At 34.2% G+C, this 13,860-nt stretch carries 11 protein-coding genes; 4 read left to right on the plus strand and 7 right to left on the minus strand.

Annotated elements, in window-relative coordinates; all coding sequences use genetic code 11:
• Positions 1-64: 64 nt before the first annotated feature.
• Both ACVEGE_RS05710 and ACVEGE_RS05715 read left to right on the plus strand, forming a co-directional pair.
• Positions 65-847, plus strand: a complete 783-nt coding sequence (locus ACVEGE_RS05710; RefSeq protein ID WP_192499726.1) for a DUF3050 domain-containing protein — start codon at positions 65-67, stop codon at positions 845-847.
• Between the two features lie 62 nt (positions 848-909).
• Entirely contained in the window at positions 910-1,680 is a 771-nt protein-coding gene (locus tag ACVEGE_RS05715; protein WP_192499725.1) for an SGNH/GDSL hydrolase family protein, read from the plus strand.
• 25 nt (positions 1,681-1,705) lie between these two features.
• On the opposite strand, the gene ACVEGE_RS05720 is transcribed toward ACVEGE_RS05715, so the two are convergent.
• The 7 genes from ACVEGE_RS05720 to ACVEGE_RS05750 all read right to left on the minus strand — a co-directional run bounded on the left by ACVEGE_RS05720 (position 1,706) and on the right by ACVEGE_RS05750 (position 10,924).
• Positions 1,706-2,023, minus strand: coding sequence for a 2Fe-2S iron-sulfur cluster-binding family protein (locus ACVEGE_RS05720; protein ID WP_173853740.1), 318 nt, complete (start codon positions 2,021-2,023; stop codon positions 1,706-1,708).
• Between the two features lie 166 nt (positions 2,024-2,189).
• Entirely contained in the window at positions 2,190-2,429 is a 240-nt protein-coding gene (locus ACVEGE_RS05725; protein WP_173853741.1) for a NifU family protein, read from the minus strand.
• A gap of 36 nt (positions 2,430-2,465) precedes the next feature.
• Positions 2,466-3,593, minus strand: a complete 1,128-nt coding sequence (locus tag ACVEGE_RS05730) for an Mrp/NBP35 family ATP-binding protein (protein WP_173856736.1) — start codon at positions 3,591-3,593, stop codon at positions 2,466-2,468.
• Between the two features lie 209 nt (positions 3,594-3,802).
• The gene (locus tag ACVEGE_RS05735) at positions 3,803-6,232 is read right to left on the minus strand and encodes an ABC transporter permease (RefSeq protein ID WP_192499724.1); all 2,430 of its coding nucleotides are present in this window, start codon (positions 6,230-6,232) and stop codon (positions 3,803-3,805) included.
• A 74-nt stretch (positions 6,233-6,306) separates the two neighbouring features.
• Entirely contained in the window at positions 6,307-8,727 is a 2,421-nt protein-coding gene (locus tag ACVEGE_RS05740; RefSeq protein ID WP_192499723.1) for an ABC transporter permease, read from the minus strand.
• Positions 8,728-8,866: 139 nt separating this feature from the next.
• Positions 8,867-9,568, minus strand: a complete 702-nt coding sequence (locus tag ACVEGE_RS05745) for an ABC transporter ATP-binding protein (protein ID WP_192499722.1) — start codon at positions 9,566-9,568, stop codon at positions 8,867-8,869.
• A 174-nt stretch (positions 9,569-9,742) separates the two neighbouring features.
• Positions 9,743-10,924 carry an efflux RND transporter periplasmic adaptor subunit gene (locus ACVEGE_RS05750; RefSeq protein WP_458008628.1) on the minus strand — a complete coding sequence of 394 codons (1,182 nt, stop codon included), beginning with the start codon at positions 10,922-10,924 and terminating at the stop codon, positions 9,743-9,745.
• 215 nt (positions 10,925-11,139) lie between these two features.
• Here ACVEGE_RS05750 and ACVEGE_RS05755 point away from each other — a divergent pair, with 215 nt between their 5' ends.
• Positions 11,140-12,489, plus strand: coding sequence for a sigma-54-dependent transcriptional regulator (locus ACVEGE_RS05755; RefSeq protein ID WP_192499720.1), 1,350 nt, complete (start codon positions 11,140-11,142; stop codon positions 12,487-12,489).
• Positions 12,489-13,838: a sensor histidine kinase gene (locus ACVEGE_RS05760; RefSeq protein ID WP_192499719.1), complete on the plus strand. Its 1,350-nt coding sequence runs from the start codon at positions 12,489-12,491 to the stop codon at positions 13,836-13,838. The genes ACVEGE_RS05755 and ACVEGE_RS05760 overlap by 1 nt, the downstream gene beginning before the upstream one ends.
• The last annotated feature ends 22 nt before the right edge of the window (positions 13,839-13,860 follow it).

Below are 13,860 nucleotides of genomic sequence, written 5' to 3' on the forward strand. Positions count from 1 at the left end.
AAATTGATAATAAAAGCTTCTTGGAAACGAGAAGCTTTTTTATATTTACGCAAAATTAAAACGTATGACCATCCAGAACATCAACAACAAAATTCAGCCTCAAAAAGAAGCCTTGTTGCAACATCCACTGTATAAAAAAGTAAAAACTGTACACGATTTACGATGTTTTCTTGAAAATCATGTTTATGCTGTTTGGGACTTTATGTCTTTATTAAAGGCGCTTCAAGCAAAATTAACATGCACAACTACTCCTTGGTTTGCTACCGAAAATCCCGAAACGCGCTACCTAATCAACGAAATTGTTCTTGCTGAAGAATCTGATTTGAGTATGGACGGTCGCCACCAAAGTCATTACGAAATGTACATTGAAGCTATGGAAGATTGTGGTGCAAATACAGCAGATATTAATAACTTCTTAGCAGAAATCAACTCTTTACAAAACATATTTGTAGCGATTAAAACAAGTAGTTTACATCCCAATATAAAAGCTTTTCTTGATTTTACTTTTAGAGTTATCGAAGAAGGAAAACCACACGAGATCGCTGCTGCATTCACCTTTGGAAGAGAAGATTTAATACCAAGTATGTTTACCGCTATATTGAAAAATTTCCAGGAGAATTTCCCAGATACCGACTTATCAAAATTGATTTACTATTTTGAAAGACATATTGAACTAGATGCCGATGAACATGGTCCAATGGCAATGCAAATGATCACCGAACTTTGTGGAGACGACGAACAAAAATGGACTGAAGTAGAACAAGTTTCTATCCTTGCACTTGAAAAAAGAATTGGTTTATGGGACGCCATTGAAGAAACAATTTTAGCGAAAGAAGTTGTTGCATAAAACCAAAATACAGCAATTAGCGTAACTGTTATTAGTACATATTGAATTTTAATTTAAAGCAAATGAAAAATCAAATTCTAATAGCAGTTGCGGTTTTTGCAAACTGCCTTTTCACGGCTTGCAGTAGTGAAAACCAAATTACAGAAAAGAAACCCACTTTTCTAAATGAAAACATTGCGAATACTACTCCCAACAGTATTGATAAAGTAATTACCCGCTATCATACTCTAAAATATTTGGCTCTAGGAGACAGTTATACCATAGGTCAAAGTGTGTGCGAAACTTGTAAATTCCCAGAACAACTTCAAGAAGCTTTAAGAAACACTAATACGGAGAATAACTTTTCATTAAAAGTAATCGCTAGAACAGGATGGACTACTAATGATTTAATAAACGCGATCGACGTCCAAAATCCAGCAACTAACTACGACTTGGTCACTTTATTGATAGGTGTAAACAATCAATTTCAAAACATTGATTTTGCAGTTTATGAAAAAGAATTTTCCTATCTTATTGATAGAAGTATCGCTTACGCAAAAGGAAATAAGGCAAACGTAATAGTGATCTCTATCCCTGATTATGCTTACACTCCTTATGGTCAGCTCTCGGGTAAATTTGATACAATTTCAGCAGAAATTAGTTTGTATAATGCCTACGCAAAAAAGTATTGCGATGAGAACGGCATTGCATTTAGCAACATCACAACTATTTCCCAAAACGGACTAACAAATCCCTCGCTAGTTGCTATTGACGGATTGCATCCATCCGAAACTGCATATACTTTATTTACACAAAGTATTGCACCAAAGGCAGCTGTAATTCTTAACCAATAAAAAAGCTCCAATAAGGAGCTTTTAATTAATTTTCTGGAGCTAGTTCTAATTCTAGCCCTTCAAGATCTTCGGTAATAGGTATTTGACAACCGAGACGACTATTTGGTTTTACGTAAAAAGCCTCTGAAAGCATTGCCTCTTCATCATCACCCATTTCAGGCAAAGCAACATCATTAAGCACATAACATTGACAAGAAGCACACATGGCCATACCGCCACAAGTTCCCTCTACGGGCAGCTCATAAGCTTTACACAATTCCATTATATTCATTGCCATATCAGTAGGCGCTTGCAGTTCATGCACAACTCCTTCACGGTCTTTTATTTTTATAAGTACATCCATGTAATTGGGTGTTATGTTTTAGGTTTGGTTATGATTACAGTACTAAGTTGCATGAGGGATAGCAGCTAGCTACCGAAGTAGCGCGTATAGCCCGACCGTTTTTATAAAAAGGCTTATCACCGCAAAGCAAATAAGCCTTTTTTATAAAAGGGGTCATGCCCAAAATCTATGCTATATTTTCAACAGTTTCAATTTGTGGTGCAAACTTTTTAATTGTTGTTTCTACACCCGCTTTAAGCGTCATTTGGTTCACACTACAACTAGTACACGCTCCTTCAAGACGCACCTTAACATGCTTGTCCTCTTCGATGGAAACAAGGGAAATATCTCCTCCATCAGAGTTTAAAAAAGGTCTGATTTCCTCCAGTGCTTTTTGAACTTCAATTGTTAATTCTTCTGTTGTCATTTTATTGTATTTAAAGATTTATAGTAATAAATCTTATTATTTTTTTACCGCAGAACATCCTGCCATGGTAGTGATTTTAATTGCTTCGGTAGCAGGTAAACTATCGTTTCTTCTAACCGTTTCTTCAACGACTTTACGAGTAATATCTTCAAAAACTTTAGCGACAATCGACCCCTCCTGCATTGCTGCTGGACGTCCAAAATCTCCTGCTTCACGGATAGACTGTACAATCGGAACTTCTCCTAAGAATGGCACGTCTAAATCTTCGGCAAGATTTTTTGCTCCTTCTTGTCCAAAAATGTAATATTTATTATTAGGCAATTCTTCGGGTGTAAAGTACGCCATATTCTCAATAATTCCTAAAACGGGAACATTAATCGCTTCTGACAAGAACATGGATACTCCTTTTTTAGCATCGGCCAAAGCTACTGCTTGCGGTGTACTCACAACAACTGCACCTGTAACAGGTAGTGATTGCATGATCGAAAGGTGAATATCTCCTGTTCCTGGAGGTAGATCGATTAACATGAAATCTAGTTCTCCCCAGTCAGCATCAAAAATCATTTGGTTCAACGCTTTTGAAGCCATAGGACCTCTCCAGATAACTGCTTGGCTAGGTGCTGTGAAAAAACCTATAGAAAGCATTTTTACTTCGTAGCTTTCAACAGGTTTCATTTTAGATTTCCCGTCAACATTTACTGAGATTGGTTTTTCATTCTCAACATCAAACATGATTGGCATTGAAGGACCATAAATATCAGCATCTAATACACCAACTTTAAATCCCATTTTTGCTAATGATACTGCTAAGTTTGCAGTAACAGTAGATTTCCCTACTCCTCCCTTACCAGAGGCTACAGCAATAATATTTTTTATTCCAGGAATTGATTTTCCTTTTATTTCGGCCTTTTCAGGTGCTTGCACCTTACTGTTTATTTTGATTTTTGCGTCAGGAGAAATTAACTCAAGGATAGTTTTTTTAATATCATCCTCAGCACGTTTTTTAATGTGCATTGCCGGAGTATTCAAAATTAAATCTACTACTACCTCATCTCCAAAAGTGATTACGTTTGCTATGGCACCACTTTCTACCATATTTTTTCCTTCTCCAGCAATAGTAATTGTTTCTAAAGCTTTAAGAACTTCTTTTCTATCTAATTTCATTATAATTGGACTATTATCGATTGGTAATTCAGTAAAAATTTATATTTATTTAAACTGATTTCAGATTACAAAGATAATGGATTAAGTTCTTATTGTAAAGGATTTAAATTGTATTTATTGATGCAAGAATTTGCTGTAGTTATTATAGAAAAAAAACCCGACTTGCTTTGAATAGCCGCCGGGTTTATCTTAAAAAAATCTAAAACCAATTATTCATATTTTAAATATTTCAAAATATCCATTTTGGTTACTTGATACGCTTTAGATAAAACTATTATTAAAGTCAAAAACAGCAAACTCAACAGCGCTACAACAAATGGAAAGAATGGAATATCGATGCGAAAGGCAAAATCTTCAAGCCATTTTTGCAAAAGAAAGTAAGCCGGGAATATCCCAATTAGAAATCCAGCCAAACAAAAGAATACATATTGTTTTGACAGCTCTTTCAGTAAAGTATTAGTTTCGGCACCAAGGGTTTTACGAATGGCGATCTCCTTTAATCTTCTTTCCATAGAAAATGAAGCCAAGGCAAACAAACCAAATATGGCAATAGTAATTACGATTAAATTGAGGATGAAAAATAAATCTTTTTGTTTCATCTGTTCCAGATAGGTTTTGGCAAACTTTTTATCCACAAATTCATATTCAAAAGGATAATCTTGATTGATATTCTTGTTCCAATAGGCCTCTAATCCAGAAAGTGTGCGTTCTAAATTATCAGGACTTACCTTTACATAAACAAATTGAAAATTATTCCATCCTAAGGTTTTCAAATTCACAAAAATCATGGGAGGAATTTTATTTTTTAAACCAGTGATGTTAAAATCCTTAACTACACCTACAATTTTAAATTTCAGCATTCCTTTATCATTGCCCCAACCCGAGGTGATAATTGTATTTATTGGTTTCTTGAGATTCAAGGTACGTACGCAAGTTTCATTCATCAACATATTGCTCACCGTGTCTGAAGCAAATTCAGGAGATAAATCCCGTCCTTCAACCATCTTGATTTTCATCATATCCAGAAAACCAAAATCCATATTCACGTTATGTCCCTGCACAAAAATACCATTGTGTGTAAAACCAGAAGTAGAGTTAGTATCATCTCCAAAAGAACCCTCAAATGTAGAGACATCTTGAACACCTGACATTTTAAGAACTTCTTGCTTAGTAGTTTCGTACTTTTTTAATTTTGTTTCCCAATCATCATATCTAAACCTGATTCGAATAATCTGATCGCCATTAAAACCTAAGTCTTTATTGCTCATATAACTTACCTGTTGGTACACTATTAACGCGCCAATGATAAAAAAAGTAGCTATCGAAAATTGAAAAATCAACATGGAATTTCGCATCCAAATTCCGCTTTTACTTCTAGAGAAATTCCCTTTCAACACCTTTAAAGTTTCAAATTTCGAAATATAAATAGCTGGAAATATCCCTGCAAAAACAATTACTATAACAAAAATTAAAAGGATTTGCATGTAAAACTCGCTCCCATTTAAAGTTAAATCTTTGTTCAAAAAATCATTATAAAAAGGCAGTGTGAGCTCTACAATGGCTAAAGCAAAAATAACCGAAAAACATACTACAATAGCCGACTCAAAGATAAACTGCAAAATAATCAATGACTTACTAGCCCCTACAATTTTTCTAACACCTACTTCTTTTGCTCTTTTTATAGCTGAGGCTGTTGCCAAATTAATATAATTAACGATGGACAAAACCAATATCAAAATAGACAAACCCATCATAATATAAACCAACTGTAAATTTCCCTGTCCCTCAGGAAAATTACTTCCTATAGACGCTTTTGTACCCTGTAATCGCGCGGTTTTTAGTTGGTCTAAAATAATCTTAGCCTCCCCATTTTCCTTAATATACTGAGCAACAGTTTGACCACTTTCTTTAGCGTTTTTCTGTGTTCTATTCTCAAAAACTACCTGCTCCATTTTTTTAAGAACAGTCGCTATGGAAACGTCTTTTTTAACTTTAATCATCAATCCATAGTTGTAGTTCCCCCAGCTCTCGAGGTCACTTTCCTTGATTAGTCCATTAAATACATAATCAGGTTCTACCGCCGATGGTTTTATGATTTTATAAACTGCTTTTACAATATAGAATTCATTGTCAAAATTGACTGATTTGCCAATAGGATCTTCCTCTTTAAATAACAATTTTGCACTTGCTTCAGAAATAGCAACACTATTTTTCTCCTTAAGAATATCCGTTTTTGCCCCTTTAACAATGGGGAAAGGGAAAATTTTAAAAAACTCTTCATCAGAGATAACTGCTTTTTTTACAATTATCTTTTTAGATTGATATTTTAAAAGCCCTGCATCATACCTATTGCTGAAAAAACAAATCGATTCGATTTCCGGAATAGTCGCCTTGCAGGTAAGTCCAAAGGGTGTTGAGTTAGATGCCCAAATTTCTTTATGTGGGCCCATTTGATTCAGGACCTGATAAACATGTTCTTTTTCAGGATTCCAAGCATCATACGAATGCTCGTCATTCCAATATAACAAAGCAAAAATCAATCCCGCAATACCAATACTCAATCCCAAAACATTGAGAAACGAAAACAGTTTGTTTAGCTTGAGTTGGTAAATAAATATTTTTATCCAGTTGTGTAACATCGTTTATTTGTTTTAAAAATTAATCGGCTATTAAAGCCTTTCTAAGTCGCCAAGTACCGTTTTTACAAAGCCAATTATTCGTATTTCAAATACTTTAAAACATCCACTTTTGTAGCAAAATAAGCTCTTGACAGGACCACAGAAAGAGTTAAGAATAGCAAAGCCAAAAATCCAATTATAAAGGGATAAATAGAAATATCTATTCGGTAAGCAAAATTCTCAAGCCATTTATTTAGTGAATAATAAATAGGAAACAAAGCAATCAAAAACCCAATGACACAAAAGAAAATATATTGCTTAGAAAGTGCTGTAAGCAAAACATTGGTTTCAGCACCAAGTGTTTTCCTGATTGCAATTTCTTTCATTCGTCTTTCTATTGAGTAAGAAGCTAAAGCGAACAACCCGAAAAGTGCAATTAGTATCACGATAATGTTCAATACCGAAAACATATTTTTTTGTTTTACAAAACTACTATAAGACCTTTTGTATTCTTTATCTACAAAATCATACACAAATGGATAATCAGGATCAACGTCTTTCAACCATAATTTCTCAATATCGGCAAGGCTTTCTGTCATGGATTCTGGAGTAACTTCAATATAAATATTATTCAATGTGCCCATAAACCAAGGAATTGTTTTTAAATGAAAAAAGGATAGTGGCGGTATTACTGCTGTTGGACTGTCTACATTAAAATCTTTAACAACACCCACAATAATCATTTCTTTTCCGTCCCAATCTATTTTTTTTCCTATCGGATTTTTTTCATGTAGCATTTTCATCGCCGTCTCATTAATCAACATGTTGCCAATCGTATCTTGGGCAAATTTTAGATTAAAAAACCTTCCTTTCACCATTTTTATTTGCATCATTTCAAGCATTCCAAAATCTATTGGGATATTATTTCCGTCAATCGATATATCCTTATAATGATAATTAATTGTCGATTTCGCGCCATTTCCAAACTCAAAAGCGCCACCAGCCACTTTTTTAACGCCTTTTATATTCAATAATTTGTTTTTGATGGAATTGTATCTTTCATATCGATTGGCATCAGATATCTCTTCTCCATAAATATTTCTATAATTTAAATTTATAATTTGATTGGCTTTAAAACCGAAATCCTTCGTGTTTATGTGCTCAATTTGCTGGTACACAATATAAGAACCAACAATAAAAAACGAAGCAACTGTAAACTGAAATATGAGCATTCCGTTGCGCAGCCAAAGACCACTTTTACTTCGTCCGAAATTACCTTTAAGTACTTTTAAAGTTTCAAAACTAGACACATAAACGGCCGGAAAAACGCCTGCTACCACCACCGTTATGATAAAAATCGTTATTAATTGTAAATAAAATTGACTACCAATTAAAATGATGCTTTTCTCTAAAAATTCATTATAAAAAGGCAATGCCAATTCAACTATGGCCAACGAGAGCAAAATAGAAAACAATGCAATTAATATGGTTTCAAAAATAAATTGTAAAATAATATTAGATCTTGAAGCACCTATTATTTTGCGAACACCCACTTCTTTGGCTCTTTTAATGGCTGAGGCTGTCGCCAAATTGATATAGTTTACGATAGAAAGTACTAAGATCAATACCGACAATCCTAACATGATCAATAGCAATTGATAGCTACCTTTACCTTCAGGTAATCCTCCAGTTTTAGTGTGTAAACGGATGGCTGACAAGGGTTCTAAAGAAGGTTTTACTTCTCCGTATTTTTTCACAAATTCTTCTGCACTTATACCGCTTCTTTTAGCATATCGCACCGTCATATTCTCATGATACAACTGCGTTAACGTTTTTTCAATATCTGTTTTTGAAATAGGGTTTGCTTTAACAAATAAAACATATTGATAATTACCCCACTGCCCCTCCGTTTTTTTCAACCTAAAATCTATAAAATTTACAACTGCCGAAGGATTATAGGAGGAATTTTTATTTGATTTATAAACGCCTCTGACTAATACTTTTTTATTTTCAAAAACAACTTCTTTTCCTAATGCTTTTTGATTTCCAAAAAGTTGAAAAGCAATTTTATCAGATAAGCAAATACTATTTTCATCTGGCAAAGCCGAAGCCACATTGCCTTCTATAAATTCAAAAGGAAAATATTCAAAGAAATTCTTCTGGGCACTTAAAATTTTATCCGATTGTACTTTTTTATTCTTAAACCGAATGATGTCGTTACTATAATCACCGCTGATATAGCAATAAGATTGAACATTGCTGTTTTCTTCTGCGACAGCGCCACCAATTGGAGCAGAAGACGAAGCCCAAAAAGTAGTTACATCCATTTGATTAACCACTAAATAAACATTTTCTTTTTCAGGATTCCAAGCATCATACGAATGCTCGTCATTCCAGTATAACAAAGCGAAAATCAATCCCGCAATCCCAATACTCAATCCCAAAACATTGAGAAACGAAAAGAGTTTGTTTTGCTTCAGGTGGTATATAAATATTTTTATCCAGTTGTGTAACATAATTTTGATTGATGATTGCTTCGCCAGTTCGCCACTTTGGCTCGTGTGATGATTGAAACCGTAAATTATTGACTAAGTGAACTGCAAAGCAATTCTAAAATGAATGTGATAATTGATATTAAGATTAGTATCATGATGCTTACACTTTAAAAACATCAACATTCCTTTGATTGCTTTTTTCAGAGAAAATAACACCATCTTTCATCAGTATGGTTCTTTGAGAAAATGACGCATCATAATCAGAATGGGTAACCATCAAGATTGTCGCACCTTTGGCATGCAAATCAGTTAGCAATTCCATTACTTCGTTTCCGTTTTTACTGTCCAAATTTCCAGTAGGCTCATCAGCCAAAATAATTTTAGGATCATTTATCAAAGCTCTTGCCACTGCCACACGTTGTTGCTGCCCACCAGAAAGTTGTTGCGGATAATGCTTCAATCGATGCGCAATGTTTAATTTTTCGGCAATTCCTTCTACTTTTAGTTTTCTTTCTGAAGCTTTTACATTATTATAAATTAACGGTAATTCGATATTATCATAAACCGAAAGTTCATCAATTAGATTAAAATTCTGAAAAATAAATCCGATATTTTCCTTACGAACACTAGAACGCCCTTTTTCTTTTAGTCCAATCATTTCTTGGTTCAATAATGTATAACTCCCGTCTGAAGCACTATCCAATAATCCTATGATATTGAGTAATGTCGATTTTCCGCAACCCGAAGGTCCCATAATCGAAAGAAAATCTCCCTCATTGATTTGCAAATTAATTCCGCTTAAAGCCGAAGTTTCTAACTCTTCTGTTCTGAAGATCTTGGTTAGGTTTTGAATTGTTATCATCCTTTTATAGTTTTTATGTTTTTTTTTAATTTAATCTTATTAATTGTTCAGCCCAATATTCAGTTTGAGCGAAATCAGGCACCATTATTATATCTCGACTCCGCTCGATAAGACAAAAATTAGTTTATTTTACAGCTACTATTTTTATAAGTCACTACTATCTTAATGATGCTTTTATTCTATATTCAGTTCTTCAACTTCTTTATAGTCCGCATAAGACGAAGTGATTACTTTTTCGCCTTCCTTCAATCCTTCTAAAACCTCGTAATAAGAAGGGTTTTCTCTACCTAACTTTATGTTTCTCCTCACTCCCTTATTTCCGTTGACAACAAAGAGCCACTTCCCTGCAGTTTCTTGATTGAAGCTTCCTTTTGGAATCACCAAAATTTTATTCTTTTCAGATAAGATAAGCTTCACACCAAAACTTAGTCCGTCTTGCAACGACAACGCTACTTTTGAATCAAAAAGCAATTCTACTTGAAAACGACCACTTTTCACCTCTGGAATCACTTTGACCACAGACACAGTTACGGTTTTTCCTTTAAACTCAATTTGCCCTTTTAAACCCATACGAATTTTCTCCAAATAAAATTCATCCACCTGCGCACTCAGCTTGTAACCTTCCCGAGAATCAATTCGACCGATACTTTCTCCAGCTTGAAATGTTTTTCCTAAAATAGGTTCAAATGAAGTTAATCTTCCTGAAACTGGCGCCGTAATCAAGAAGTTTTTTTTATTACTTCTCAGAATATCCAAACTCATCTCCATGGTTTGTATCGAACGATTTATCTGCGAAATCTGGACTTGGTTGGTTTGTTTTTCTTTTTGAATACTCGTGCGAATATTGCTTTTGCGCTCTTCTTGAAAACGCAGACTTTCCTTAATTACATTCCAATCATTTCTTGAAATAATATCCTTTTCGAATAATTTGGCATTCATATCGTACACTCTTTTAGCATCATTATAATCATGTTCTATTAAAGCCAGATCTTTAGTCAAGTTCAATTCTTGATTTCTAATATTAAGTTTTCCCGTGTTTAAATTATTGATTTGCTCAATGATTGCAGTTTCTTGCGTCAGATAATTCAATTCAGTATTGGGATTATACATGCGCGCCAGCGGTTGTCCTTGCGTAATCATTGCTCCGTTTTCTACAAAAATTTCTTTAACTGAACCGCCTTCAATAATATTAACCAATACCAAATTCAATGGTTCTACTTTGGCCTGAAACACAATAAAATCTTCAAAAAATTCCTGACTTACTTCTTTTACTAATAATTCATCCGCTTTTACATTTAAACTTCGCTTTTTAGATACCGAAGCATAAACAATTGCTCCTGCAACTAAAAAACTCACAAATCCTATTGTTAAGTACCTAAATTTTCTATTTTTACGGGGAATAACCTTGTCCATTTTTTATAATAATTTACTGATTATCAACATACAAAAGCATGCCAAAGGATTTATAATCCGTAAAACGATGGTTATCAATACGATTGCAAAAAATCTAAAAATCGAACTGTTCGAAAACGGACAGTCTCCTGTTCATAAGTGAACAAAAACCAATACTGATGCGAAAAAAACTAGCCAAAATACTTATTGTTGATGACCAAGAAGAGATTCTTTTTTCGGCAAAAATGATCTTGAAGAAGCATTTTGAAGAAATTTTCACAACAAACGACCCAAAAAAACTACTTACTATCCTTGGCGAAAACCAAATTGATGTTGTTTTACTAGACATGAACTACCGCATTGGATTTGAAGATGGACGAGAAGGCATTCACTGGCTAAAAGAAATAAAAACACTGTCGCCAAAAACAGTCGTGCTTTTAATGACCGCTTTTGGCAAGATAGAAACCGCTGTAGAAGGCATGAAAATAGGTGCTTTTGATTATATTTTAAAACCTTGGGACAATGACCATTTGCTTTCCACAATTGATAAAGCCGTTGCAGAAAGTCGGAAACGCAATCGAACATCAAACTCAGAACCCGCTCCTAAAAAGCACTTCATTGGTAGTTCCCAAAAAATAAAACAGGCGTACTCCATTGCTGAAAAAGTAGCAAAAACAGATGCGAACGTCCTTATTTTAGGCGAAAACGGAACCGGTAAATTTGTCTTTGCTGAACATATACACCTACATTCGACTCGAAAAGACAAACCATTCATTCATATTGATTTGGGTTCGTTAAGCGAAAATTTATTTGAAAGCGAACTATTTGGTTATGCCAAAGGTGCATTTACCGATGCCAAAACTGATACACCAGGGCGATTTGAAATTGCCGATAATGGCACGATTTTTCTTGACGAAATAGGCAATATTCCTTTGCATTTACAATCAAAACTTTTGCATGTTTTGCAAACAAAAAAAGTCACACGCTTGGGCGAAAGTAAACCTCGACCATTAAATGTGCGAATCATAGCAGCTACCAACAGCGATATCAAGACCGAAGTTGAAAACAAAACTTTTCGAGAAGACTTGTTGTATCGTATTAATACCATGGAAATTAACTTGCCGCCTTTGCGAGAGCGAAAAGAGGACATTGTACCCATGGCGCAATTTATTCTAAAACAATTAGGCGAAAAATACAATCAACATGATGTGGTTTTTGACACCAACGTGGCCGAATATATGGCACGTTATCCTTGGAAAGGAAACATTAGAGAATTAGAAAATAAGATAGAAAGAGCCTTAATCATGTCCGATGACAATACCATTTCGGTCACTGATTTAGACTTACTCCACTTTGAATACACCCCAAACAATGAGGAAAATCCCCTATCCGAAATAGAGAAAAATGCAATAGAAAAATCTCTTTTTAAAAACAGCGGCAACATTAGTAAAACCGCCGAAGAATTGGGTTTATCCAGAGCAGCATTGTACCGCAGGCTTGAAAAATACGACCTTAAAAATAACGACTAATGAACAGCTGGAAATTTTACAATGCCCTTTTCGCTAGAGTTTTTATGGTCATTATCACACTCGCTTTCTCACTTTATCTATTTGGGAATGGCTATTTGTATAGTGGTATTTTAATTTTAGTTTTTGCCGTTTTACTCTGTGCCGAAATGTATTCCTACATCAAAAACAAATTGATTTTTTACGATAAAACAATACTTTCTATACTCAACAATGACTTTTCGGCTAATTTCCCTGCTGCAGTCAAAGAAGGAGATTATAAAAATTTATGTCTGCTTTATGACACTTTAAAACAGAAACAACACGACGGCAGCTCAAAAGAATTAATTTATCGTTCGATAATAAACAATATAGATACCGCCGTTTTAATATTAGAAAAAGAAAATAACGATTGGAATATTTTTTTGATGAACGATTGTTTTTCATCACTTTTCAGCGTACCAAAAGTAACTAGTTGGGACTATCTCAAAAATTACCTGCCCTCGCTTTGTAACGAAATTGAAAAAAATGGTTTTAACGAATTAAAGACATCTATTAATATAAAAATTGAGCAACAAGAGGCACAGACGTTTATGCTGCAAACTTCGCTGACAAAATCGTTCAATAAAGACTATTGTATCATTTTGCTAGACAGCATCCAGCGTGTTATTGAGAAAAAAGAAAAAGAAGCTTGGATTAACTTGATGAAAATCATCTCTCACGAATTAATGAATTCCTTGACACCTATTCGATCGCTTTCGCAAAATTTACTGCAAATAGTAGATCAAGACCATTTAGAGCCTGAAGATTTTGAAGATATAAAAAGCAGTATTTCTACGATTATAAATCGCAGTGACCATTTGCAGTTTTTTGTAGAAAATTATAGAAAGCTCGCTGCATTACCAACACCCAATAAAAAACCAACAGCTGTTCATTTGCTGTTTGAAGATTGCCTGAAAATCATGTCGCCTATTTTCGAGTCTGAAAACATCGAAATTACCAACGAAATCGACAAAAACCAAATAATATCTATTGACCAAAACCAAATCGAACAAGTCATTATCAACTTACTAACCAATAGTGTTTTTGCTTTAAAAGAGAAAAAGCATAAAAGCATAAAACTAACAACGACTGCACAAAACAATCGTTTTTACATCACGATATCCGACAATGGAAGAGGAATAGAAAATGAAATTAAAGATAAAATATTCCTGCCCTTTTTCACTACTCGAAAAGATGGCGCCGGTATTGGACTGACACTTTCGAAAAATAGTATTGAAGCCCACGGCGGATATTTGAGTCATCAAACTGACAATGAGCAATCAGGCGGAAGAACTCATTTTACCATCTGTTTTATTCAAGAAGGTAATTAAAGGTGACTTTTACATTGAAAAT

Source organism: Flavobacterium sp. PL002 (genome assembly GCF_054165825.1).